The sequence below is a fragment of the Bradyrhizobium sp. 159 genome (assembly GCF_023073795.1).
In the GTDB taxonomy this organism is placed as follows: Bacteria; Pseudomonadota; Alphaproteobacteria; order Rhizobiales; family Xanthobacteraceae; genus Bradyrhizobium.
In genome coordinates this window covers 1-25,219 of sequence record NZ_JADPKE010000081.1, presented here as the reverse complement: position 1 = coordinate 25,219, position 25,219 = coordinate 1, and the positions used below count along the sequence as shown (strand labels likewise).

The 25,219-nt window shown below is 59.5% G+C and carries 18 protein-coding genes, 4 pseudogenes and 1 riboswitch; of the genes and pseudogenes, 7 read left to right on the top strand and 15 right to left on the bottom strand.

Annotation, left to right across the window (positions count from 1 at the left end; genetic code table 11):
* Positions 1 to 1,294: 1,294 nt before the first annotated feature.
* The 4 genes and pseudogenes from metE to IVA96_RS21640 all read right to left on the bottom strand — a co-directional run bounded on the left by metE (position 1,295) and on the right by IVA96_RS21640 (position 6,779).
* Positions 1,295 to 3,610: a 5-methyltetrahydropteroyltriglutamate--homocysteine S-methyltransferase gene (gene metE, locus IVA96_RS21655; protein ID WP_247419165.1), complete on the bottom strand. Its 2,316-nt coding sequence runs from the start codon at positions 3,608 to 3,610 to the stop codon at positions 1,295 to 1,297.
* A gap of 99 nt (positions 3,611 to 3,709) precedes the next feature.
* Positions 3,710 to 3,910: riboswitch (cobalamin riboswitch) on the bottom strand.
* Positions 3,911 to 4,086: 176 nt separating this feature from the next.
* Positions 4,087 to 4,224 (bottom strand): hypothetical protein, encoded by a 138-nt coding sequence (locus IVA96_RS21650; RefSeq protein ID WP_247419163.1) that lies wholly within the window; start codon positions 4,222 to 4,224, stop codon positions 4,087 to 4,089.
* Positions 4,225 to 4,861: 637 nt separating this feature from the next.
* Positions 4,862 to 5,065 carry a 4Fe-4S binding protein gene (locus IVA96_RS21645; protein WP_247419161.1) on the bottom strand — a complete coding sequence of 68 codons (204 nt, stop codon included), beginning with the start codon at positions 5,063 to 5,065 and terminating at the stop codon, positions 4,862 to 4,864.
* Between the two features lie 499 nt (positions 5,066 to 5,564).
* Positions 5,565 to 6,779: pseudogene (locus tag IVA96_RS21640) on the bottom strand (EAL domain-containing response regulator).
* A gap of 805 nt (positions 6,780 to 7,584) precedes the next feature.
* On the opposite strand from IVA96_RS21640, the gene IVA96_RS21635 reads away from it, so the two are divergent.
* Positions 7,585 to 7,914: a GNAT family N-acetyltransferase gene (locus tag IVA96_RS21635; protein ID WP_346347908.1), complete on the top strand. Its 330-nt coding sequence runs from the start codon at positions 7,585 to 7,587 to the stop codon at positions 7,912 to 7,914.
* A gap of 439 nt (positions 7,915 to 8,353) precedes the next feature.
* On the opposite strand, the pseudogene IVA96_RS21630 reads toward IVA96_RS21635, so the two are convergent.
* From IVA96_RS21630 to IVA96_RS21605, 6 genes and pseudogenes are all read right to left on the bottom strand, one after another.
* Positions 8,354 to 9,250 (bottom strand): annotated as a pseudogene (locus tag IVA96_RS21630) (SMP-30/gluconolactonase/LRE family protein).
* Positions 9,247 to 10,074 carry a citryl-CoA lyase gene (locus IVA96_RS21625; RefSeq protein ID WP_247276709.1) on the bottom strand — a complete coding sequence of 276 codons (828 nt, stop codon included), beginning with the start codon at positions 10,072 to 10,074 and terminating at the stop codon, positions 9,247 to 9,249. The pseudogene IVA96_RS21630 and the gene IVA96_RS21625 overlap by 4 nt, the downstream one beginning before the upstream one ends.
* Before the next feature lie 55 nt (positions 10,075 to 10,129).
* Positions 10,130 to 11,395, bottom strand: a complete 1,266-nt coding sequence (locus IVA96_RS21620; RefSeq protein ID WP_247419159.1) for a CoA transferase — start codon at positions 11,393 to 11,395, stop codon at positions 10,130 to 10,132.
* A 53-nt stretch (positions 11,396 to 11,448) separates the two neighbouring features.
* On the bottom strand, positions 11,449 to 12,471 hold the full coding sequence (locus IVA96_RS21615) for an ABC transporter substrate-binding protein (RefSeq protein ID WP_247419157.1): 1,023 nt from the start codon (positions 12,469 to 12,471) through the stop codon (positions 11,449 to 11,451).
* Between the two features lie 33 nt (positions 12,472 to 12,504).
* Positions 12,505 to 13,278, bottom strand: coding sequence for an ABC transporter permease (locus IVA96_RS21610; RefSeq protein WP_247336973.1), 774 nt, complete (start codon positions 13,276 to 13,278; stop codon positions 12,505 to 12,507).
* The gene (locus IVA96_RS21605) at positions 13,262 to 14,050 is read right to left on the bottom strand and encodes an ABC transporter ATP-binding protein (protein ID WP_247276700.1); all 789 of its coding nucleotides are present in this window, start codon (positions 14,048 to 14,050) and stop codon (positions 13,262 to 13,264) included. Before IVA96_RS21605 ends, IVA96_RS21610 begins: the two co-directional genes overlap by 17 nt.
* A gap of 163 nt (positions 14,051 to 14,213) precedes the next feature.
* Here IVA96_RS21605 and IVA96_RS21600 point away from each other — a divergent pair, with 163 nt between their 5' ends.
* The 3 genes from IVA96_RS21600 to IVA96_RS21590 all read left to right on the top strand — a co-directional run bounded on the left by IVA96_RS21600 (position 14,214) and on the right by IVA96_RS21590 (position 15,511).
* The gene (locus tag IVA96_RS21600) at positions 14,214 to 14,903 is read left to right on the top strand and encodes an IclR family transcriptional regulator (protein WP_247276701.1); all 690 of its coding nucleotides are present in this window, start codon (positions 14,214 to 14,216) and stop codon (positions 14,901 to 14,903) included.
* 193 nt (positions 14,904 to 15,096) lie between these two features.
* The gene (locus IVA96_RS21595; protein ID WP_247276702.1) at positions 15,097 to 15,234 is read left to right on the top strand and encodes a hypothetical protein; all 138 of its coding nucleotides are present in this window, start codon (positions 15,097 to 15,099) and stop codon (positions 15,232 to 15,234) included.
* Positions 15,235 to 15,262: 28 nt separating this feature from the next.
* Entirely contained in the window at positions 15,263 to 15,511 is a 249-nt protein-coding gene (locus IVA96_RS21590) for a hypothetical protein (protein ID WP_247419154.1), read from the top strand.
* Positions 15,512 to 16,356: 845 nt separating this feature from the next.
* On the opposite strand, the gene IVA96_RS35860 is transcribed toward IVA96_RS21590, so the two are convergent.
* Positions 16,357 to 16,692, bottom strand: coding sequence for a hypothetical protein (locus tag IVA96_RS35860; protein ID WP_346347907.1), 336 nt, complete (start codon positions 16,690 to 16,692; stop codon positions 16,357 to 16,359).
* A 599-nt stretch (positions 16,693 to 17,291) separates the two neighbouring features.
* Here IVA96_RS35860 and IVA96_RS21580 point away from each other — a divergent pair.
* Positions 17,292 to 17,813, top strand: coding sequence for a hypothetical protein (locus tag IVA96_RS21580; protein ID WP_247419152.1), 522 nt, complete (start codon positions 17,292 to 17,294; stop codon positions 17,811 to 17,813).
* 483 nt (positions 17,814 to 18,296) lie between these two features.
* Here the strand turns inward: IVA96_RS21580 and IVA96_RS35500 are convergent.
* Positions 18,297 to 19,488 (bottom strand): annotated as a pseudogene (locus IVA96_RS35500) (Glu/Leu/Phe/Val dehydrogenase).
* A gap of 632 nt (positions 19,489 to 20,120) precedes the next feature.
* A complete protein-coding gene (locus IVA96_RS21560) occupies positions 20,121 to 21,548 on the bottom strand; it encodes an MATE family efflux transporter (protein ID WP_247419149.1) in 1,428 nt (475 codons plus the stop codon).
* A gap of 462 nt (positions 21,549 to 22,010) precedes the next feature.
* Here IVA96_RS21560 and IVA96_RS21555 point away from each other — a divergent pair, with 462 nt between their 5' ends.
* Complete coding sequence (locus IVA96_RS21555; RefSeq protein WP_247419147.1) at positions 22,011 to 22,292, top strand: hypothetical protein; 282 nt, start codon at positions 22,011 to 22,013, stop codon at positions 22,290 to 22,292.
* 59 nt (positions 22,293 to 22,351) lie between these two features.
* Positions 22,352 to 22,713 (top strand): annotated as a pseudogene (locus tag IVA96_RS21550) (6-carboxytetrahydropterin synthase).
* A gap of 479 nt (positions 22,714 to 23,192) precedes the next feature.
* On the opposite strand, the gene IVA96_RS21545 reads toward IVA96_RS21550, so the two are convergent.
* Both IVA96_RS21545 and IVA96_RS21540 read right to left on the bottom strand, forming a co-directional pair.
* The gene (locus IVA96_RS21545; protein ID WP_247419145.1) at positions 23,193 to 23,492 is read right to left on the bottom strand and encodes a hypothetical protein; all 300 of its coding nucleotides are present in this window, start codon (positions 23,490 to 23,492) and stop codon (positions 23,193 to 23,195) included.
* A gap of 109 nt (positions 23,493 to 23,601) precedes the next feature.
* The coding region (locus tag IVA96_RS21540) for an efflux RND transporter permease subunit (RefSeq protein ID WP_247419143.1) at positions 23,602 to 25,219 on the bottom strand (1,618 nt) is incomplete at its 5' end.

The following is a 25,219-nucleotide window of genomic DNA, read 5'->3' as shown; positions in this document are numbered from 1 at the left end:
TTACGGCCGTCCAGTGAGCTTCCTGCTCGTCGTGACTCTCAGTGTCCGGCGTCCAGCCGACACCGGGCGCGTGAACCATGGCGACACTCCGGGCGCGGCTCTCGCTGTCCGCCCAGACGCTAGAGTTCGCCTGCTAAGGCTGTCGCTTGGCGGTGGGTCGGATGCATGGGAGCGTCATCGCGGACGGCCTGCCAAACACCCTCTAGATTGGCCACGGCGACTCCATGCGCGACTTCGCTTCGGGGGGCTCTGTCCGGGGTGCGGAGGGGAAATCGAACGGCCTGCGCTCTCGCTAGGCGTCACAAAAACGAAATCATCACCGAGCGGAATAGCCAGCTGAATGCCCGCAGGAAAGCGAGACCCGTCCGGCGCATCGGCCGAACAACCCTGAACAGCAATGTTACACCCCATTGTTACACAGTCGGAGCCAGCGCAACACTCTGAAAGAGCATAACTTCTTTGAATTGCTGCACATCAAGAAGTTGATGATGCCCAGGAAGGACTCTGACCTCCAAGTCATCGAACGGACAGCACTCCGGCCGAACGCGCCAGTCACGGCGGTCCGCGCCATGCCTGGCGCACCAAAAAAACCGGCCTCCTCCGGAGGCCGGGCGAAAGTCACGCAGGAAGGACGCTGCTTTGCGCATCGCACCAGCTTTCGCCGGTAGGGAGGACTTACCGGCGATCGATTTTCGGCGAGGGCATTCGCCGTCAAACAAGGAGGAACGGATATCACTCCGCGTGAAATCTGGAGCCGTTTGCCTTCCGCCCCTGTCGGAAACTTCACGACTTTCCACCACTCGCCCGCTGTCCGGTTGGGACGGCAGTGCCTTGATCGAGCTGGGATCCTGCGCGCATCCGGTTTGGCTGCCGTGCCCTGAACACAAGCGGCAGTTTGCCGTCGCGCAGCAGCATTTGGCACGTCCCCAAAACCAACAACGCTCGATTACCTCTCCCGAAGGGCGTGCCAGGGCGTGAATTTCGTATGACGTTCCGTAAGGACCGTAAAATAGATTGTTGTGATGGGACGCACACGCGATGGATAAATGAAAAATAGCGCTGTGCTTCGCGTCGGGCGATAATGTTCGGAATATGTGACCTGATCGGGCATCGCCGGCATGCTGTCCGCCGTCGGATCGAGAACCGAGCTTGTCGCCGGCTGTATGCGACGGCCTCCGCCGGCGCCGGCCGGCATTCCCAGGCACTGGGAACTTTGGGAGCTCGCAAGGACATCGTAAGCCCCCAAAGCGCGTGCATCTTATTCACAAACGCGTTGGCGAAACGCTCCGCACCATCATGGCTCAGCCCGCAACTCGCGTGCGGCGGCCACCATATTGACGAGCGCGGGACGCACCTCCTCCCAGCTTCGAGTTTTCAGTCCGCAGTCGGGATTGATCCAGAGCTGCCGATCGGAAACTCGCTGCCGCGCCAACACAATCAGCTGCTTGATTTCCGCCGCTGCGGGAATGCGCGGTGAATGAATGTCATAGACGCCGGGCCCGATCTCATTGGGATATTTGTAGCTCTTGAAGGCCTCGAGCAATTCCATCTTAGAACGGGACGTCTCGATTGAAATGACGTCAGCATCCATTGCTGCGATCGCATCGATGATTTCGTTGAACTCGGAATAGCACATGTGGGTATGGATCTGAGTTCCGTCGGCGACAGAGGACGAGCAAACGCGGAAGCTGTCCACTGCCCAATCGAGATAGTTCCTCCACTGCGATTTGCGTAGCGGCAATCCCTCGCGCAACGCAGCCTCGTCGATCTGGATCATGGTCGCTCCAGCCGCCTCAAGATCGATCACCTCATCTCGGATCGCAAGAGCGATCTGACGGCATGTCTCGCTCCGCGAGATGTCGTCGCGGACAAACGACCAGTTCAGGATCGTCACCGGTCCGGTCAGCATAGCCTTGACGGGTTTCTTAGTCAGAGACTGCGCGAAGCGCCACCATTCAACGGTCATCGGCTTCGGCCGGGAGACATCTCCGAACAGGATAGGCGGACGAACGTACCGCGACCCATAAGACTGAACCCAGCCGTGCTTGGTGAAAGCGAATCCCAACAGCTGCTCGGCAAAGTATTGAACCATGTCATTGCGCTCGAACTCACCGTGTACGAGCACGTCCAGGCCGATATCTTCCTGCCACTGCACGGTACGGGCTGTCTCCGCTTTCAGAAGCTGCTCGTACTGCGCGTCATTCAGCGCTCCCCGCGCATGAGCCGCACGCGCATTCCGGACGTCGACCGTTTGCGGGAAGGACCCGATGGTTGTCGTTGGAAACATCGGCAATGCGAACGCGACCCGCTGGACGTCGGCACGCTGGGTGAACGCATTGCGACGGCGACGCATGCTATCGTCGATCGCGGCCATTCGTCCGGCGACATTCGCATTGTGGATCTCGGGCGATGTTTCGCGGGTCACGGCTGCGTCCTCGGAAAGCGCAAGTTCATCGGCCACCTCGGCAGCATGGCCGGCCAGCGCTTTGCCCAATATCGAAAGTTCCTTGAACTTCTGAACTGAGAACGCCAGCCACGTCTTCAGATTGGGATCGAGATCGGTCTCTAGCTCAATGTCGATCGGAACATGAAGCAGCGAGCAGGAAGGAGCAATCTGAACACGGTCCCTGCCCAGCTTTTTGACCAAAGGGGCAAGTTGGTCGAGCAGCGCCGCAAGATTGGAGCGCCAGACGTTGCGACCATCAACCACGCCTAGCGAGACCACGAGATCTCTGCGGGCTGTGGCGACAATTGCGTCCAACTGGTCGGGTGCCCGAACCAGATCGACATGAAGCCCGGCAACGGGCAAGGCAAGGGCTGTTTCAAGATTGTCGCCGATAGCGCCGAAATAAGTGGCCAGCATGATTTTAAGGGCCGGCACAACCTTTGCGAAATGAGCATAGGCCCGGCGGACAGCCGCCCGCGACGCTTCGTCGATGTCCATCACCAGGCATGGCTCGTCGAGCTGAACCCATTCAGCACCGCACGAGGCTAGTTCGCGGAGCACATCGACATAGACTGGGAGGAGCCTATCAAGCAGCGACAGCGGATTGAATGCGGGATTTGCGCTTTTGCCGAGCTTCAGGAAAGTGACTGGGCCAACTAGGACGGGGCGCGTTTGGTAGCCGAGGCTTTTTGCCTCCTCATATTCCTCGATCGGCTTTCGAGAGGAATACTTAAAGATCTGATCCTGGTGAAATTCCGGCACCATGTAGTGGTAGTTGGTATCGAACCACTTCGTCATTTCCTGTGCGGCTACGCCTGGCCCATGCTGAGTGTGATCACCGTCCTGAGCGCCACGTGCCATGGCGAAGTAGGTCTTGAGCGACACAGCACCTTCGGTCCAGCCGTAGACGTCGGGAATGGCTCCGACCATTACGCTGGTATCGAGCACCTGATCGTAGAGCGAGAAGTCATTCGAAGGAATGACCGTCACACCGCAGGATTTCTGCCGTGCCCAATTAGCGGCACGAAGTCCACTCCCCGCCTCGAGGAGCTCGGCTTCGCTGGAGTTTCCCGCCCAGTAGCTCTCGAGCGCGAACTTGAGTTCGCGTCGTGGGCCGATGCGTGACGTCCCCAATGTGGCAACGGGAAGCGAAAGAATAGACATAGATCAGACCCCATAATTGGGGCAAAGGCCATGGCGGACGCATGCAGCGAATATCGCGTGAGCGACAGCTGCTTGGCGCACACCGGGACACCCCGCCCGTGGACGATATATTGTCGAGGCAGGTCTCCTGGCTCGCGGGTCGTCGCTGCTGTCCGGCCTTCCCGAAGCCGCATGGCTTCAGTGACTTCGTTGGACAGCGGCTCGCCGCTTACAGTTGCGGGGGCAGCGCCGGCATTGCACCGGCTTCCCTCTTAGCTCCGGATCAAACGAAATCCGAAGACCACGACGGCTGGCATTAGACGCACGAGGATCGATCCGTCAACCTACTAAGTGTTGCCGCGATATTGCCCAAGCGATTGCCAGCTGTACCAGTTAGGGCACAACGGTCTTACTCCCGGCCTGGTAAAAACGCGTGGATCTGTGAAGCCTCCGCTTATGAATGCGTCCGCTCAACACCCTCTTGGCGTAGTCGTGAGCTAACGCGAGCAGAACGAACGCGCTGGGCGCTTCGACATCTGCGTGATCGCGACAAGCCTGGTCTTTTCCGTCAGCAGCTTCTCGAACTCGCCCGTGAGGAAGTTGCGATCATGCTCGGCCGACATCCGCTTGAACACAGCGCCATGAGGCTCCTTAGGGTTGCCAAGGCCGGGATTGCTCCAGGATCGCACGGATGATCAGGTCGGACTGCCTGTGTTCGGCGGACCCCGCGACGAGCCGCGAGCTCGATCGCCTCCGTGGCGTTGGTCAAGATGATCTCCTCGGTGCGCCAAGCACTTACGTGCTGAGCGACTTTGGCGCGCCTTCGTTGTTTCCGTCGCCGCTGGCGAGTAGTGCAGCCTGGACGTTGGCCTGCGCGACATCGCAGGAACAGTTCCGGACCTCAGGATGCACGCTGACTTGCGAAACTGGAGTAAGCGGCGAGAGCGCGGGCGGCGGGGATCCTGCTATGACCCTAGGCTCATGCACGCGTGCATGGTGACCACGGCCAAGCGGATGCCGAGCTTCTCGCACGTCTTCAGGATCTCCGGACCGATCTCGTCGCATCGAGACCGTCTCTTCGGCTTCGAAGTGACGTCGCTTTAGATATCCTGCAGAGCCCTTCGAGGGCTTCTCGGAGTCGATCGGCGCCTTAAGGTCATAACGATGTTGATCGACCTCGATCCGCCCCACGCGGTCGGCGGCCTCCACAAGCGCGACATCTACTACTTCGTTAGCGAAATCGAGCGGTGAAGCCTTCTGGACGCGGGCTGCTTATGCTGTCTTAGACGGGACACAGGTGTCAGGCACCGGACAGACCACCGCACATTGCGGCGTGTCGGAATGGCCCTCGCACTCCGTGCACTTTTTGACATCGATAACGTAAATGTCGCGCTTGAGGCTGATCGCCGCGTTGGGACACTCGAACTCACATGCCCCACAAACGGTGCATTGCGAAGCGACGATCTTGTAAGCCATGCCTTCCGACTCCTTAGGCGAGCGATGCCATTGGCGATCCCTTTCAAATGCCGTGCCAAGGACAGACGCGCTAAATGATGGGCAATTTGCCCCAAGGTGCTGTCCCGGGTCTGAGACCATGCTACATCTGCGACAGCAACGGGCCACTCAATTTCAAGCTATGCGAGCCCTCAGGCCCTACTCCGAGAGCCAGTGGCGACTCGACCGCTGGGAGCTTCCGTCGTTTGTCTGGCATGGCAGCGCGGGGCCAAGCGACGCTCGACGATTCCGAAACCGGCGGCGCGACTAAAAGCCGCGAGCCGACGCACGTCTACGCCGGATCTCGGCAAACCTCCGGTCACACACCCTGACTGGAGGTTTTGTGCAAGCCTCGCTCACGGCTGCAACGTTAACTCCGCTTTAATTGCAGTCAGCCGCATGCCTGGTGCCGAGTAGGCATGGCGGCGCGGGCGAGCGCTGGTACGCTTTGCCTGGCTCTGCTCAGCCACTCCTCATGCAACTATTTTGGACGAAGTGGAACAGGGCTGAAAGATGACTGTGCAAATTGCTTCAGCGGCATGGCCTTTCCGAACAGATGGCCCTGCGCAAGGTCGAAGCCGAGTTCGGTCACAGCGATCAGGTCGGCGTGGCTCTCCACACCTGCGGCGACGGTGCGCACGCTGTACTCTTTGGCTAGATCGACGATATGGCGGCACACCGTTCGCTTCAGGGGTCCATTTCCGCAACCGGCGACGTACTGCCGGTCCACTTTTAATTTCATGAACGGGAATTTTTCCATCCCCATCAGCTGCGGCCAATTGGCGCCGACATTGTCGATTGCAAGGCCAATGTTGTGAAAGCGAACCTCACGCGCGACCTCAATCAGGAGATCTAGGTTCTGGATCGCTTCCTCGCTATCGATTTCAATCGTCAAGCCGCCGAAAGCGGGGTGCGACGGCATGCGCTGACAGAGATCGCGTACCGCTTGCGGGTCAATCAGGAATGCTGCCGGGAGATTGATGGAGAGATCGATCGAAGTTTGCTGCTCCAGAAGATACTGCCAATCCTTGATCGCGCGGTCGATCACGAACTGCGACAACTCCCTAAAATGCGGATCGTGAGCCTCCGCGATGAAATAGGCCGGTGGAACAACGCCTCAGGTCGGGTGCCGCATTCGCACAAGCGCCTCGGCGCCGCGGCGGCTGAGGGTACACGCGTCAAACTTCGGCTCATACCAGAGCTCAAGCCAGCCAGCGTGTAAGGCTTCCCCGACATGGACCGCGGGACGGGGCGCCGGCTCTCTGGGCAAGAGCATGGCGACCCGATCGCGCAGCGTCTCGGCTGCAAACGGCGTCCTCAGCGGCGGCAGCATATCAAGTCCATATTCGCCCCCGACCTGCTGCACTGCCGTCATGATGATCGACTCGCGGGCGCCGAACGCCAGCACTCCGCCTGCAAATCCTTCGCGTACGAGTATCTCGAGCAATCGTCCAGGCTCGATGCGATCCGAGCCAATGCCGAGCAGGATCAGATCAGGGAAGTCCGTGCCGAGTACGTGCGACAGCTCGTCAGCAGTCCCGCATTCGCTGATAACAAACCCCATATCCTCCAGCACATCCCGAAGAAAGGCGCGCAGATGCCGCTTGCCGACGGCCACGCACGCTCGCGGCCGCACCTTACGCTGTCCGAAGATTACAGGTTTTCCTCCGACTAGTTCGGCCTGCCCATGCTCCATTGCAACCACTCCCGTTCCGTGACGGTCCCTTAAACGAGGAGGGAAGGTAAACAAGCTGTGCTTGCCATTATCTTTCGATTCTTCGAGGTAAGCTTAAGATAGTGCATTAGCGTGCAAAATCTTTCGCGATGTTGTTCAGACGATTTTGTCGGGCGCACGCGTATGATACCTCTCCCGCCTCGCGCAACTTTGTACGAGTGACGCACACGAGTGTGGGGAATCTCACCTTCGGACGCGCCGAGCTGATGCGCCCTATGGCACGGCAATTACCATGCCGCAAGATCTACTGAATCGAGTCGCGCGTGAGTGATGATCGGAAATCACTCTTACGAAATGTTTGATCTTCATGGCCCGCCTGCCCACGCGCGAATGTGCCGTCTCGTGGACTTCCTTTCCAATCGAAGGAAGTCCATCATGAGTTCGCAGCAGGTCAAGCCGCAGTCGATTCTGAGAACGGCAACAGCTTGCACTTACCTCACCTCTGTTGCTGATAGCGAGTGCGGACGTCCTATTCCCTATCGAGCTTGATAGTTGCTCTCAGTTGCGTTTTCTGTATCCTTCTGAAGCATGGATATCCTCAAGAGGGACTGGAGGGACTAACTGACGGGTGTTCGTGTTGTCGCTGAAGCGCAAGGCCTGCCCCACGGGGGCACGGCTTTGCGCAAAGCGTGCCAGGAGATGAGAACGCGATCGCAGAAGCCGTCGAAAAGCTACTTTCTGAATTAGGTGGCCCCGGACCAGAGTTCAGCCTTGAAGGCGCGAAGCAGGCTGCTTTGCGCCTGATTCAGGATCCCGAAGAGGCTTCATTTTTGTCGTCGAGGAACAAGCCACCCGGCAGATTGTAGGGGTCGCTGCCACCTCGGCCGTACAGGCCGTGAGAGCAGCCGGAGCGTACGGTGTGCTTCAGGAGCTATGGATTTCTCGCGACTTCCGAAGCTCTGACCACGGTCGGCATCTGCTCGAGGCGGTACATTCGGAGGCGAAGCGCCGAGGCTGGCAGATGATTGAGGTTGCGTTGCCCCCGGATGGCTATCCAGCTTTACAACGGGTACGCCGTTTCTACGAGGAGAGGGGATATCGGGTTGGAGGATTGCGCGCGCAAGAGGCTATGACAGTGCGTCGCGGCCGAGGATGATCGAGAACCTCGACGCTGATGCGGTGCTTACTCCTACTGCGAGCGGATTACCTCTTCGACCTTCTTGGCGGGTATCAGCCATCAAATCGTTCTTCATGGTGCGAAGCGATACCATGGTCTTCTCAAGGCTCGTGGACCGCGAGCCGAAACCTGCCCGGCTAAAAGGCGCGGAGCCAGGTCGGCCGCGACCCGTTGGGGGCGAAGCCCGACCCCAGCCTTACAAACGATGGCCGAGTCGTTCTTTCGTGCTTCCCACACAATGCGACTTACTGACGCCAGTTTCGGATCACCGCACACAAATGCGATCCATTCGTCGCCAAGTACAATGCCTCGGCAACTGGCAAGCCAATCATCTACCGGGCTCCTTCCTGCATCTTGATTCGGTGGACCGTCGCGTAAAAGGATTCGGTACCACCTTGTCACTCCTGCTGGCGAACGTTCAAGGAAAGTGAGTGAGATCAGCCATCAACACTGATCCGGTAGAGGATTCCGTAATGAGCAATGTGCCGTTTGCCGCCTCCAATACGAGGTTCGTGCAGGTCGCCCCAGCGCAGGACTTGATGCGGGCGATCGTTTCGCCGTTCGGCGCCATGACGAAGACGTGGCCGAGGGAGGCGTGCGCGACAAAGAGCCGCCCTTTTTGATCCATCGTCAGCCCGTCAGGATCGCTGGTCCCGAAGAACAAGCTGAACCGTCCCACCTTCCCAACCCCACCGTCACGCATCAGCGGCACGCGCCAGATGCTGTTGTCGCGCGTCATTGCAACGAGCAACACGGCCTCGTCGGGACTGAGCCCAGCCCGTTCGGCTTGACTCGTTCGAAATCGGTCAATCGAGCCGGCCGTCAGAACACAGTCGGAACACCCGGCCGGTCGGATTGTGCAATCCAGTTTGCCCCTGATCGGTGAAATAGATGTCGCCGCTGGTCGCGATATGCAGGTCGTTGCAGCCTCTGAAGGACTCGGAATCGCGGTGCCCCAGAAGCAGGCTGATAGTATCCCGCTGCGGATCGAGCTCCATGAGGCCATTCATGTAATCGGCCACCAGCACCCGGCCATCAGGTGCGATCTTCAGACCATTCGGCCAGCCGTCATATTCGATTATCAGAGACCAGATGCCGTCGCACGAAATCCGGAAAATGCGGCCGAAGGGGATATCGACGACGTAGAGATTCCCGGACTTGTCGAACGACGGCCCCTCGATGAAACAATCCACCGGATCGCCCCACGGTTGGCATCCGCCCATTTCGAGGAAACACCAGGGCGACGAAATTCCGCCGGCATCGACGAGAACACGCGGGTCTCAACCAGCTGAGGCGGCTTGTCGAGATACATCATGACGCGCCTCCCAGCGTGCGGCGCGGCTGTCCCTCGTATTTGTAGCCAAACTGCTTGGGCATCGGTCCCTTGTTACGATCCTTGCGCCTGGTCTGTTCCCAGGCGTGGGCCAGGATTCCGACCGCGCGCGACAGGCAGAAGACGCCGCGCGCCAGCGGAGGCGCGAAGCCGAGCTCGCCATAAATGACCGCGGTCGCGCCATCAATGTTCACTGGGATGAGTTTGCCCTTGCGCTGCTGCATCACGCGCTCGATCGCGCGGGCGGCCTTGGCATAGTCGCCGCTGACACTGCCCTCAGCACCTGCGTCATCCACCAGCGCCAATAGCGGTGCCGCGCGCGGGTCGACCGGATGAAACCGGTGGCCGAAGCCGGGCAGATATTTGCCGCGCCTTGCGGTGAAATGGTCGATTGCGGCGGCCGCGGCCTCGCCGATCTCTAGGCCATCGCGCCTCCGCAGCACATCTTCGTAGAGTTCGACCGCCTGCTCCCCTGCTCCGCCGTGCACGTCATCGAGTGTATTGATCGCGGAGGCCATCGCACCGTTCAGGGGCAGCCCGCAGCTCACCGCCATTTGCGCAATTGCGATGGAGGGCGCGTGCGGACCGTGGTCAACGGACGCGACCAGCGCAGCTTGCAGCAGCCGCTCCTGCGCTGGCGTCGGCAGATCGCCGCGCAACATCAGCCAGATCATGGCGGGAAAGGAAATCCGGCCGATCAAATCTTCGATTGGGTAACCCCGATAGGCGATGCGACCGGGCGCGATGTCGCAGATGGAGGTTCGCCACCAGCGGGCCGCTTGCTGTCGCAATTCTTCTTCGCTCATTTCCGGTTCCGCCCCTTCAACCTGCCGATTGCCAACCGCCGCAAGCCGTCGAATATCATGATATTGGTCCGTCCGCGGCCACGCGGACGGGCAGGAAATCAGCCCCTCCTTGCTTTGGTGTCCCGACGGCCCGGCTTGAGACCAGTTGCTCGACCTCCGCATACGAATAGCCGAGCCGCTGCAACCATCGCTCGGTGTCTGCTCCGAGCGTCGCAGGTGGTGAAGGCACCGAAAACTCCTCATCCAGCCGGAAGCCCGGCCGCGTGATTCGTAACGGCTGCGCACCGTCTTGTTCTGGGGCCAAAGTCTCGACGAATCCGCGCTCGAGGAGCTGTGGCTGCTGCAAAACTTGCGAGACCGTCAGCACGCAGCCTGCGGGGACTCCAGCCAGATTCATTTGGGTCTCCCATTCGTCAGCGGGCTTGCAACCCAACGCCTTGTTCAACTCCGTGTTCAGCGCTGCGCGATTGACCTTGCGCATCTCGCGCCCAGCAAAGCGTGGATCCGTCTTCAGGTCCGGTCGGCCAATCAGGTCGCATAGGGCTTGGTACTGCTTCTGCTCGTTGGCGGAAATGTTCAGCAGGCCTGTTGCGGTGCGGAACGTGCCGGAGGGAGCCGCGGTGAAGTTCTCGTTGCCGATGGGTTGCGGCTCGACGCCAGCGTTCAGGTGGTTGGAGACGACCCATCCCATCGCTGCGACGGTGGCTTCGAGCAGGGACACGTCAATGAACCGACCGCGGCCGCTATGCCGCTGGTCGACCAGAGCCGCGGCGATGGCAAAGGCAGCAGTCAGTCCCGCAATCGTGTCGGAGATCGGAAAGCCCGTGCGCAGGGGAGCCGAGGCCATATCGCCAGTGACGCTCATGGCACCAGACAGACCCTGAACGATCTGGTCATAGGCAGGACGGGCGGACCACGGCCCGCTCTGCCCAAAGCCGGAGATCGCGCAGTACACCAGACGCGGGTTCTGCCTGCTGAGCACATCAAAGCCTAGGCTAAGCCGTTCCATCACCTTCGGCCGGAAGTTTTCGAGCACCACATCTGCTTCCTTGACGAGCCGCAAGAATACCTCGCGGCCCGATTCCGACTTCAAGTCCAGCGCCACGGATTGCTTGCCGGCGTTCACCGCGACAAAAGAGAGGCCCTGCAGGCGCTCTGCCCTTTGCGGATCGGCGCCGAGGCGCCGCGCGAGGTCGCCGCCGTTCGGATTTTCGACTTTGATGACCTCCGCGCCAAGACGCGCGAGATGATAACCGCAGAACGGACCGGCTAACACGTTCGACAGGTCCAGGACGCGGATGCCGGTGAGCGGCAGAGACATCTGAAGAAGCCTTCCTTAGGTGATCCGATGGTGAGGGCTTGGTCTGCGAGCAGCTATTTCAGTTGTTGAGCGGCGCGTTCCGCGAAGCGATTGGTGAAGGTTTTGTTCAAGTCGATCTTTGCGGCAGCGATTTTTGGATCAGAGTCGCTCAGGACAGCCAGCGGGACCTTGGCCGCCTCAATGTCCATCTGCCCGGTTCGCGAGAAGAGCGCTTTCGATGCGTTCATGATTTCGATATTCACCTCGCGATTGTCAGTCTTGTAACCAGGAGGAATCGTATCGACGAGCTGCTCCGTCGGCGCTGCGTTGATCCAGCGGTGAGTTTTGAGCAAGGCGTTGACCAGGCGCTGGACCGTTTCGGGATTTTTATCGATGAAGGACTGCTGAAGGTAGAGACACGCGGTCGGATAGGATCCGCCGAAGGCCTGCTTTGAGCCTTCGATCGTGCGCGCATCGAACAGCGCTGTCGCGCTCTTCTTGCGCGCGAGAAGCGTCGCGATGGGATCGAAATAGACCAGGGCATCGACGTTCATGGCCTCAAGCGCCACCATGCCCGGTGCGCCGCTGCCGACGGCAATGACGTTGACATCGCGTGGACCCAATCCTGATTTCTTGATATAGTAACGCGCCATAGTCTCCGTCGATGACCCCGGCGCCGTGATCCCGAGCCTGAGACCCTTCAGGTCGGCGGCGGTTCTGACCTTGTCGGCGAGGTCGCTGCGGACACCGAGCAGGACGCCGGGAATGTCGTTCAGCAGGAACACGCAGGAAATTTGTTTACCCTGCGCCTGCATCTGAATGGTGTGATCGTAAAAGCCGATAGTCCCGTCGACGGAGCCGCCGATCAGGGCCTGCAGAGCCTTTGAGCCACCGGCCTGGAAGTTCTCGACGGCAACGTCAAGGCCTTCTTCCTTAAAGGAGCCAAGCTTCACTCCAAGTTCGACAGGCATATAGTTGAGGATCTGTGACCCCATGGCGATCTTCAATTTTGTTTTCTCGGGCTCGGTGGCATGCGCCAAAATGACCGAGAATGCGGCCAGCGCCACGACCGGCGTCAGTCTTATGGAAACGTGCATGCGAACCTCCATGATTGGCGGGAGAGCGTACGATCAGCTTTCGTGCGCAGGCGCCGGCCGCCAGACCAGGAGCCGCTTTTCCGCGCAGTCGACGATGGCATCGAGGACAACGACGAAGGCGGCGAGAACGACAATTCCTGCGAACACTCCGGTCGCATCGAGGACGCCTTCGGCCTGCGCAATTAAGTGCCCCAATCCTGCGGACGAGCCGAGATATTCGGCGACCACGGCTCCCATCACGGCCATGCCGACTGACACCCGCAGGCTCGACAGAATCCAGGTCGTAGCGGACGGCAGGTAGACGTGCCGTAGCAGGGACGACTTCGATGCACGCAGCAGGCGGGCATTCGCCAGCACGACCGGATTGACCTCGCGGACGCCCTGGAAGGTGTTGAAGAATGCGACGAATAGAACCAGCGTGACGCCGAGCGCAACCTTGGAGGTGAGGCCCAATCCGAACCAGATGACGAAAATGGGTCCAAGCAAGATCCGCGGGATTGCATTGAACATCTTGATAAAGGGCTGAACGACTTCGGCAGCAAACGGGCTTAAGCCCAGCCAGATACCAAGTGCTGTGCCGATCCCGATGCCAGCCAGGAACGACAGGACCGTCTCCAGCAATGTTATGCCAATATCGGTCCAAAAGTCCGCCATCGACATCCACTCCCCGATCCTTACGACAAGTGTCGACGGTGCCGGAAAGAAGAAGGGATCGATCAGTCCGGCCCACACGCCCAATTCCCAGATCAGGATCAGGCCAAGGAGGATGGCGAACTGCGTGAGAGCGACCCTACCCCTGCGTGACATAGCTTTTCTCCACTTCGGCGCCGAGCAGCGACCAGATTTCACGATAGAGCGCGACGAATTCGTCGGTGGTCTGCAGCGCAGAAACATCGCGCGGACGAGGCAGCGTGATCCTGACGTCGGCAACCATGCGGCTGGCGGGACCGGCAGACATCACAACGACGCGGTCCGCTAGCGTGATCGCCTCATCGAGATCATGGGTGATGAAGATGAGCGAGCGCCGGTCCGCCTGCCAGAGGTCGAGCAGGATGCGGTGCATGAGTCGGCGTGTGTGAACGTCCAGCGCGGAGAACGGCTCATCCATGAGAACGATTTTGGGCTCCATGATCAGCGTTTGTGCCATCGCAACGCGCTTGCGCTGGCCGCCGGACAATTGATGCGGATAGCGCTCCTCGAATCCCTTCAATCCGACCTTGGCGAGCCAGGGCCGTGCCTGCTCGCGCGCTTTCGCGATCGAGCTGCCCTGAAAGACGAGCCCGAGGCCGACATTGTCCTGGGCGGTCTTCCAGGGCAGCAGCCCTTCCTGTTGAAGCATGTAGCCGGACTGACCGTTCAGGCCCGTAAGAGACTTGCCGAAAATGCGAACGTCGCCGGCGGCGGGCTTCAGCAGTCCGGTGACAGTGTTGAGAATGGTCGATTTTCCGCAGCCGGTCGGCCCCACCACTGCAACGAATTCAGTCTCGGCCACCTGGAGGTTCATGCTTTTGACCGCCGTGAAGTCGCCAAAGCGAATCATGACGTCGTGCAAGTCCACGGCAAGTCCCGGCCGCCCCATTGTTTCGCTCCATAGAACTTGTTCTGGCACCTGGAACCGAGTAGCTCGCGTTCTCACGAGGAGTCAATCGTATTCTGATGTGCAGAATGGCCCTCGCGCTAGCTGGCTGGACTCCTAGCGTCATTCTGACTACTGGTTCTGCACAGCAGAACCAGAGGTATCGATGGTAAGAACAGGGGTTGATGCGGTCGCGCGGGCACTGGCAATCCTTAAGGCGTTCGACCCGGAGCGCGCCGCGATGACGCTGACGGAGATTGCGGATGCGACTGACCTGTACAAGAGCACAGTCCTTCGCCTTGCCGCATCTCTGGAGGCGGATGGCTTCCTGGTGCGGGGTACGGACCGGCTATTTCGACCCGGACCGGAGCTATGGCGCCTTGGGGCGCTCTATCAGCGCGGGCTCGACCTCGGTGACCTGATCAGACCCTCGCTCCATCGTCTGGTCGAGGCAACCGGAGAGACCGCATCCTTCTACATCGCGGAGGGCGACGAGCGCATCTGCCTTTATCGCGTCAATTCTCCGCGTTCGGTCCGGCATCACCTCGAAGAGGGTCAGCGATTGCCGATTGACCGCGGCGCTGCCGGCCGTGTTCTTACCGCCTACCGCGATTCTGCATCAGCCGATGGAAAGAAGGTCAGAGATCGTGGCTCCTACGTCTCGATCGGCGAGCGGGATCCTGAGGTCGCGGCCGCAGCTGTGCCTGTGATCGACGTTCATGGCCAATTGCGCGGCGCCCTCTCGGTCTCCGCCATTCGGACGCGCTTTGATGCAGATGCTCGGAAGGCTGCGATTGTAGTTCTGAAGTCCGAGGCTAAAGCGCTGACCGGTCTGCTGCCTGCAAGCGAGCGCTGAGCTACAATGGCAGCGTTCCGTTTATGACGCACAGCTCAGCGGTGCCGCAAGGGCCTCTCCTGAGCGCAGTTTGCCTTGGTAAGTTGGTGCGGTTTGCGCCCTCGAGGTCTCGCGCTTCGCTCGCAATCCTGCACGCGCTCGATGACGATCTTCAGTCGGGATTGGCAGCAACTCATCGAGATGTGCCGCGTGGTTGATACCGGTTCTGGTCGATCAGGAGACCATCTACGCATCGACGCATGGAAACGACCGCCTGCTGCTCGGGCTCAACGGCAGCCTCAACGAGTACGAACCGGATCTGTTGCGCCAGCCCTCGCTCTCGGCACGCTAATAGAAGGCGCGCCGGGGGCGAGTTGGTTGTGGCAGCGCCCGTCGGCTTCATGAAGGCCGGCGACCGCTATGTGAAAGACCCGGATCGGCGTGTCCAGGAAGCGATCAAGATGGTGTTCGACAAGGTCGAGGAACTGGGCGGCGCGCGACAGGCGCTTTGCCGGCCCCACGAGTACAATTTCGATCTGCCGGTGAAGCAGACCAACGGGGACACGGCCCGGCGGCGACCACACTACTCCGCCATCGGCAGGCCTAAACACCGGGATGTGGTTGTTTGAGCGCATTGATGTGACGCGCTCGCGGGTACGCGATTGCCGTTGCCGGTGTTGAGGCCATTGCGATTGAGGAGGCCGGCAATGAGATCGTCGCTGGCGATCAGCACCAGTTGGCGCACGGCTGGATGATGTCGGCGGAGAGCATCACGCACCTGATCCCGCCGTTCCTTAGCTCTCTTGGCGGCCGCGATTGCAGCGGCGATCGCCCCGGGACAGATGACGCCAAGCAGCGCTTCCTCGATCACCGCGCTGAACGATGCGGAGTTGAATGCCCTACATTAACGCGCGTTCCGCGTATTGAGGGGCGATGGGACAACTGTTCGAAGCGCAACGTCCTGTCGGACGATAGCAGCGCAGACTGTCAGTCTCGAGACAAATGTCAGCAACTTGACGCTACACACCTTACGGAGTGCCTGCAGAGCCTCGAACTCTCTTCGGCACGAGGTTTGCGTTGGTCCCGTCATCATTACCAATCGCAGTGCGATGGTCTTCGGGACGGACTCGGCGCGCATCGCCGTTAGCGTCTGGTCCGCCCCGACGGCTTGCTGCGGCGATAAGTAAGGGCGCTCGGTTGTAGACCGAGAAAATGCAGGGAAGTATTGGATGTAATCTGGAGTTCTTCTTTCGGGAGCCACAACAATTGCGCTCATCGCAAGCGGTGCAGCCAAAGCGGCGGACCTTGAGCCGGAAGTGAAACTGCCACCCGTGGTGTGGAGCTGGTCCGGAGGCTATATTGGCGGGCACATCGGCGGTGGGTACGGCCGAACCTCCTTCAGCAATCCCTACGGTCCGTCAATCTATGGCGGCGTCGTCGATACCCCCGTGTTCCTCGTAGGAGGCCAGATCGGCTACAATTGGCAGAAGAACGGCTGGGTGTTTGGCGTCGAACTAGATGCCAGCCGTGCTGTCTCCGATGGCACAAATACTTGCCTGGCCGCCTTGGGCTTTGTTGTGAGCGCAAACTGCACGGCAGTCCAAACCTCTTTGCAACCGGGACCGGCCGCGTCGGTTACTCGTTCGGCGCTCTCGGCCATACGCTGGCCTATGTCAAGCGAGGCGTGGCTTGGCAATACAATCGGGCCAACGCGCTCAATAACAACGAATATAATGGCCTGCAGCCACAGGAGAACACTCATTTCGACTATGGTCAGGTCGGTGGCATCATCGGGCTGGGCATCGAGCAAGCGCTTACGCCTGCATGGTCGGTCAAAGTAGAGTATGACTATCTGCATTTCGGTGGGCCAAGTGTCGCAACGCCTCCGACGGTGCAGCTTCCGCCGTTGGCAATTCTTCCGGCGAACACAACGAGCCTGTCCAGCAACTATCACATCGGAAAGATGGGGTTGAACTACCATTTCGGCGCGGACCATGGGCGGCCCAATGGTCCGATGCGCCGCTGTACGCGAAAGCACCTGCCGGCGCGCCGCCGATTGCTTACACGGCCGGTTAGTCGTTCGAAGGCGGATCGCGGCTCTGGGTCAGCCGGGGACGATTCCAATGGGACGCCAGCGCTATTCCCTATGAGATCGCTACTGAAGATCCTAACATTCTTATATCAAGGCTCACCTACCACGCCCTCGATAGACTTTCCGGGGAATTATTTGGCCGTCTTGACAGCCTGTGGGGAGTGTTCCTGAAGAGCAACGTGGGCATCGGGGCGCTTCGATAAAGGAAAGTTCAACGATGAAGATTGGGGCATCCCTCGCAGCTCTTATAGCAACACGATATCGGGCCAGGCAAACGGGAGGTTCACGTACTACACGGCCGACGTAGGTTACGATTTTTGCGCGGCGCCAACTACAAGCTCGGCGGATTTATCGGCTGGACCTATTACGCCCAGAACTCCGACACGATGGGATGCATGCAGATTGCCAACCCCATGACACTATGCCGGGCGTCCGCTGATCAAATCATTGGCAGCCAGGATACGCAGTGGAATGCACCTCGCGTCGGCCTGAGCGCCGAAACCATGCTTACCGAGCGTTGGCGTTTAAGCACTGATGTCGCTTACCTGCCTTGGACCGATTTCGCTGGTCGCGACCACCATCTCTTGCGCCCGACGACTACCTTCACTGATCAACGCGGGAACGGAGGCGGGGGTGTACAGGTCGAAGGCGTGTTGTCCTACTTCATCACCAATAATCTCAGCATCGGCGTCGGCGGGCGCTATTGGGCAATGTGGACCCAAAAGGACAGCGAAACGATATGCACAGGCTGTTATCGGGGAACCACTGCGACTGTGTTTTCGAAGTTTAGCATGGAGCGCTGGGGTACGTTCTTTCAGGCCTCTTACAAGGTCAACTGAAAAGGCCCCCGCCGTAGTCAAGCTACAAACTCCAGCCTTCCTGGACGAGCATCCTGAAGCCGTACGCGTTTCCCTAGCAGAAGTACCTTGAACCGTCCGAGACGTTTTCGAAGGTGGAAGTCATTACCGGCCTGGCCCGCGGGCGGCGGGTTTACGGTGGAGTCCGCCGCCAAATAGTAGTCAGATACTGTCGAGCAGCTGATAGAAACGTGGAAGCGGCGCCAGGCTGGAGTCGGCAACTTCAACAAGCCCCGCAAAGATTTGCCCTTGTAGGACGATTCACGAAGTGTGACGGGCGAAAACGAGGTTCAATTCTGATCGACGGGCGATTCGTAAGACGCACGCACTCATTCACTAGTAAAGAAGGGGCCGCCACCGTGAACTTCGGCGGCGACCCACCTGGGCCTAGGGTGCAGAAACTCCGGTCTGTCATCGGCCCGACATATCGAACTGACAACAAAGACATTCAGCGAGACTACACTACTAGGGAAACGGTCCGCGTGTTTCTTTTGCTCCGCGAAAGTGCTCGACACCTATCGCCATGGCTGCCGTGCGATTGAACAGGTTTTCACGTTTGCTGCGCGCATGACGCGCTCGAAAGCACGGTCCAAAAGTTGATACTCCCTACGCGTGACTTCCTCCTCTTCCCGGAACAGTCGCTGGAGGTCCTGCACCCATTCAAAGTAGCTCACCACGACACCGCCCGAGTTGCAGAGAATATCGGAGATGAGGAAGATCTCCTCCTGATGGCCTTCCTACTGGCTATTTCGGCCTCGATGCACCGTTCCAGGCAGCCGGAACAAGCACGTCACACGGGATCGTCAGCAACTCGCCTGGGTCTAGAGCAAGCTCGCTGGAGTAGCCATCCAGGCTACCTTGCGAGGCAGCATGTCCGACCAGCTGTGGTATATCGAGCCCCGAGGTCGATAAAGCGCGCCCGTGTGATCGCTGACCGCGATCACTTTCGCTCCCATTTTGTGTAGCTCGAGTGCGGTGATCGAACCGACATTTCCAAAGCTTGAACAACGGCTGTTGGCGCCATTGAGTGGGATTTTGAGCTCGTCCGCTGCGCGGCAAACCAAATGAGCCACACCCCACCTGTGGCTTCACGGCGACCGAGCGTTCCGCCAGCGCTGACAGGTTTGCCAGTCACGATCTCGGTGACGGTTTGGCCCTGATACATCGAGTAGATATCCACGAACCACGCCATGATCTGCTCGTTTGTTCCAAGATCGGGAGCTATGACATCTGTGTGCGGCCCAACAAACGGGATCATTTCCAGCATATACGCATATACCGGCGCGACAGAGTCTGAAGCTCACGGTTCGACAAGCTAGAAGGGTCGACGTTAATTCCGCCCTTGGCGCCGCCATATGGCAATCCGACCAGGGCACACTTCCAGCTCATCCAGATCGCGAGCGCTGCAACTTCGCCAAGGTCGACGGTTGGCCCGAATCTGGTGCCCCTTTAGTAGGGCCAAGTGTAAGGTGCTGCACCCGAGAGCCTTCAAAAACCGCCGTTGTGCCGTCACGGTGAATTGGGCACGACACCGTGACAGATCGCTTCGGGCATCAGCAGGCGGGGTCTCACGTCGTCTGGTATCCCCCAGATAATTCGCGATCAGTTCGAATTGCTTTACGGCCATCTCAAACCCTGGCCCAGTGTAGACAGTCACGATAGCTCCTGAGGCTGGATATGAAACATCGGACTGCTTGTGCTTCAGAGCACCGAGCTCCCTAGTGCGTGTTGCGCGTTTCAGATGTGGGCGAGACAACTAATCCAATCAGCAAGATTGCGTCTCGCGGTCACGCCAAAAATATGACCAATGCGAGGAAAGCGACATTGACCGAGGCGGCCACGACGGCCCAACAGCGAATCGTGGCAGGCGAAAATTCAAGAGCATCCTGCGAAGTGTCGACCCATAGCGGCGGCATTCAAGTCAGCTCCAAAGACCGGGTTAAGAGACAAACCTGCATAAGCGCAGAAACCACCCACTCTGCTAAAGCCGAGCCTTTCGCGCGTAGAGCCCTTGCCGCCCCGCCAACCGAGCTCGCAAAAAGGCACCCCGCCTGGCGAGCGGGAGCACATCGGCTATCGCTCGCCGAACTGCCCGATCCGTCCGCTAGGCGAGCCGGTGCGATCCGCGAGTGCGAGGAGCACCGCTGGAAAGGACCGTGCCGATCGCACGCCCGCGAGCCCGCGAAATCCGTGCCCACTGGCAGCGCATCTTGCCGCGAGCTTGTCAGGAGCGCGCGGCGGCTGCGAGATCGGTGGCCGGGACGGGGCTCGATGACATCCGTTCTAAGGTCAACCCGCTATCCCGATCGCTTTTGAACCACGGTGCTGGAGCGCTCGTCTGAGCTCACCTAACTGGTGGAACATGACGAACAGAGCGATCATTCCGGCGCCCAGCTCAGCGATTGCTTGACTAGCTAACAGTCCATCGAAACCCGCAACCACCGGGAATAACAGTACGGCCGGTATGAAGAGATAGCCCTGCCTCGCCAGGGCCACAATTGCACTGAGGCGTGCTCTCCCAAACGCCTGGAGCATTGCCGTCACGAAACTCTGAACCCCAAACAGTCCAAAGAAGAGATGAAACACGATGCAGGACGAGACGGCTATTTCCGCGACATTCTCGTTATCGCTAAATAGGGTCACCAAAGGCCTTGCAAAAACCACAACGGCCGCAGAATACGCGATGGAGAATGCGACCGTCACGAAGAGCATGAACTTCGCAGCCTTCAGAATACGAACATAGTCGCGTGCGCCCCAACCGAAACCCAGGACAGCTTGAGCGCCTATGCAGAACCCGGTGATAGGCAGTGCGCCGACCATCAAGATTCGCACAGCTATTCCAACTGCGGCGATGGAATCATCGCCGAACGGTGCAGCAGCTCCGTACAAGAGCATAACCGCAAGTGCCGATAAGATACTCGTCATTGTCGCTGGCGCGCCCACCGACACGAGCTGTCTGATGCGATCTGCTCGCAATGATATGTGAGATATCCTGACGAGAACTGTCCCGCCAAGCTTCGTAAAATACGCGATATAGAGTCCAATAGCAGCGATCTGCGATACCATCGTGGCGAGGGCTGCGCCACGCACACCAAGGTCAAACAAGAATATGAAGACGGGGTCAAGCACAGCGTTCAGTAGAAACCCGGTAAGCATTGCCCACATGCTGAATCGCGTATCGCCTTCGGCTCTGACAATGAACCCGCTGACGATGTTTAGAAGCATCAGGGTGTTCCCGAACAAAAGCGTTCCCGCGTAGTCGAGCGCCACGGGCATGATGGTTGGAGTCGCTCCGAGGGTCGCGAATATCGCTGGCAGACTTGGAAGCAGAGCGACGGTAACTATGATACCAGTCGGAGCGGTGAGCGCGAGAGCTGTACTTGCGCCTCGACTCGCCTCTAGGTACTCACGAGCGCCCAGATGACGAGATATGAAGGACGCCGTTCCAACACCGATCCCCTGTCCGGCTGCCGCGAGCAGGACCATGATCGGCAAGGTCATGCTCACAGCTGCGATCGCCTGCGCGCCAAGTGCGCCAACAAAGATCGCATTGACGACCTGCTGTAACGCATGGATCGATAACCCAACAACAGATGGAATGGCGAGCCGCAGGATAAGGCTTGAGAGATTCGGGTCCGATAGATCGATGTGCTGTTTCTTCTGTGGCATCAAATTTCGCTCGCTCTCGAGCGCGAATTCTGTATCCGGCTCATTCATGGATGAACGTGTCGCGAGCTTCTCCAAATTCGCTGATCGCGTACTCAGCGCAACCCTCGCCGGAGCTGCTCTTGCACAGTGTACATAAGTTTATCTGCGCCCATCGATCGCCGTGATCGCGTGGATCCATTTGACGTTTCACAAGCTGATTTTTGCGTTGGTCGATTTTCCCCTAGGCATACGCCTCCGCCAATCGTAGCCTTCTGCGGCTCTTAAGTCAGAACAACAAGCATCCTGATTGAGGTGTTCGTGGGTAGCCACCCAGGTTCTGCCAGTCATATTGTGCCGTTCTGCCCTTTGTTGACTTCTCATGGGTAGCGTTCATTTCTTTTCCTCGATGATGATCGGCGGGGAACGCGGCCGGACCCTAGGGCGACAAGTTGGCTTTGGCATCTACCGGATCTTGTAGTAGACGCTCCATCGTCTGCATGGCACACGCAAGGAACGTGCCCAGAACCACAGTTGTGGTTCGGCGACGATCTCATGCAAGCGCTCCATGATCTCGGGTTCCTTGTCGCGATCGAGACGAACGGCAGGCTGCTGGTCCCGGCCGGCGTGGTAACTGGATTTGCGTCAGCAAATCGCGCCGCGCTGGCCATCACTCGCGGACACGAACTCAAAATTCGTGTAGCCGCAGCCGGAAGCTATGCCGGCGGTTCGATGAGAGGGAGCTCGGACGATTTCTGCTTCGGCCCACGAGACGGCCCTGACGCCGTCGACCACATGCGGCAAGCCGTCGCGTAATGCCTCGCTCATCGGAAATGTCGAATCAGCGTGCAATCCCACAAACATCCCGGCATCAGATGAAGATATCTCAGGTATTTAAGTTCGAGGCAGCGCACCGACTTCCAAACGTCCCGCAGACACATCGTGTCATCGGACGCACCGTCATTCCTATCGCGTCGAGGTCGTGCTGAACGGGCCCGTCGATCCGCACACCGGGTTCGTAATGGATGTCTTCAACATGGAAGAAGCGTTCGGTCTTCTTCTAAAGAAGCTCGATCACCATTGCCTGAACGAAGTCCCGGGACTGGAAAATCCGACGGTGGAAAATATCGCCATCTGGATCTGGCAGCACGCGAAACTGCGCCTTGCGCAACTCTCGAGCGTGAGGGTGTACGAGACGACCGATTGTTGGGCGGAATATGACGGGCCGGATCGGTGAATTCAGCGCTCGTTGGGACTGTGTCGATGCGGCGCGCCTGTCAAACGCCATTCGGAACTGCCCCCTCATATTGCCTCAGATGATAATGTTACCGAAACGCACCCTAGTGTCTCCCGAATCAGCTGCCGCGAGTTCGAGCAAGCCGCTCGCGAAGCGCGCCCTCCAGAGCGCCGTAGCGAGCCAAATTATTCCAGGCGGTTTCGCTGATCGGTATCTCACTGCCGACTTCCTGATCGGCAGGACGAACACCCCAATCGGTAAGCCCCTCTCGGAGCAGAGGCACCCCAAGCATCGTACGTAGGTTAGAACGCCTTCGCGCGGACGAGGGCGCAAATTCGGGGTCGGCCTGCACATCCGGGACGTGGACCGTCATGCCATCGAGCAATGTACGCCCAACCACGCTTCCCCGTTCAAGGACGGAAGCGACCGCTGGCCGTCACGGTGGGAATGCCCGCCGCTTTGGCAGCCATTGCGGTCGGCTAGCCGATGATCACGATGGCATCAGCGTGGTGCGTCTTCAGTTCGGCAACCAGCCCGGGAATCTTTGCGACATCGCCCATCGCCCCGCGCGGCTCGAAGGTCAGGTTTTGACCGAGGACGAAACCGCGCTGGCCCAACACCTTGATCAGGATCTGGCCCGCCGGGCTGGTTTCGGTGGCCGGGGCGTTCGGCGTCACTGTCGCGAGCCGATAGACCTTGCCCGCCTGCGCTGCTGCCGCAAACGGCCGCAGCAGCGTGACAGAACCGAGCCCGCCCAGGAATTCGCGGCGCCTCATCATGATGTCCGTGCTGGGGCACAACGACACCCGGCGGGAGACTAGCACGGCATAACAAAAAAGCGGCAACAGCGATTGCCATTGCCGCTTTTCGGCTTCGATTGAACCCGCCTCAGGTCGGCCGCAGCGCCTTGGAGCCAAGATCGAGATCGAGATCGTTGACCTGCTTGTTCCGCTCGGAATCAGCCGCGGCGCGGTGGTCGGTCGCCAGCACGACGTAGACCGCGGGCAGCACGAACAGCGTGAACAGCGTGCCGATCGACATGCCGGCGACGACCACGAGGCCGATCGAGAAGCGGCTGGCCGCGCCCGCGCCGGTCGCAGTCAGGAGCGGGATCAGGCCCGTCACCATCGCGGCCGTGGTCATCAGGATCGGCCGCAGGCGGATACGCGCGGACATTTCGATGGCCGAGCGGCGGTCGAGCCGTTCATTCATCTGGAGCTCGTTGGCGAACTCCACCATCAGGATGCCGTGCTTGGTGATCAGCCCGACCAGCGTCAGCAGGCCGACCTGAGTGTAGATGTTCATGGTCGCCGCGCCAAAGAACAGCGGGATCAGCGCGCCGACGATCGCCATCGGCACCGAGATCATGATCACCAGAGGATCGCGAAGACTCTCGAACTGCGCTGCCAGCACCAGGAAGATGATGATCAACGCGAAACCGAAGGTGACCGCGAGCTGATTGCCTTCCTGCACGTACTGCCGGCTGTCGGCGAGATAGTCGTGGCTGAAACCCGCGGGCAGCTTTTTGGCTTCGCCTTCGAGGAAATCGACCGCCGCACCGACGGTCACGCCGGGCATCGGCACGGCCGAGAATGTCGCCGAATTGAGCTGATTGTAGTGGGTCAGCGAGTTCGGATCGGTCCTGGTATCGATCGACACCACCGTCGACAGCGGAAGCTGCTGGCCGGTGTTGGTCGTGACGTAGTAGCCGCCGAGCGATTCCGGCGAGAGCCGCTTGCCGCGCGGCACCTGCGGAATCACCTGGTAGGAACGACCCTCGAGGTTGAAGCGGTTGACGTAGTTGCCGCCGAGCAGCACCGCAAGCGCGCTGCCGACGTTCTGCATGTTGATACCGAGATCCTGGGCCTTGGTGCGGTCGATCTTCACCGTCACCGTCGGCTGGTTGTAGGCAAGATCGCTGTCGGAGACGATGAACATGCCGCTCTTGCGGGCGGCGTCCTTCAGCTTCTCCATCTGCTCATAGACGGTCTGGAAGCCCGCGGTCGAGTTGATCACCATCTGCACCGGAAGACCACCAGGCCCGCCTGGCAGAGGGGGCAGGTTGAACGCGAGGGCCTGCACGCCCTCGATCTTGGAGAGCTCGGCCTGCACCAGCGGCTTCAACTGGATCGACGAGCGCTTGCGCTCGTCCCAAGGCTTCAGGAGCATGCCGGCGATGCCGCCCTGCGGGCCGTTGATGCCGTTGAGCACGAAGCGCAGATCGGTCTCGGGGAATTTCTGGAATTCCTTGTCGAGCTTCTCACCGTAGAAATCGATGTAGTCGATGTTGGCGTATTTCGGCGCCTTGGTCACCGCGAACACGATGCCCTGATCTTCCTCAGGCGCCAGTTCCTTCGAGGTGTGCATGTAGAGGAAGCCGACCAACCCGAGGATCGTCACCGCGAAGAGGCCGGTGATCGCCTTGTAATCCAACGAGCGGTCCAGCTTGCGCCCGTACCACCGCGTGATGGCGCCGAACACCCGGTTCACAAGCTTGGAGAACCGG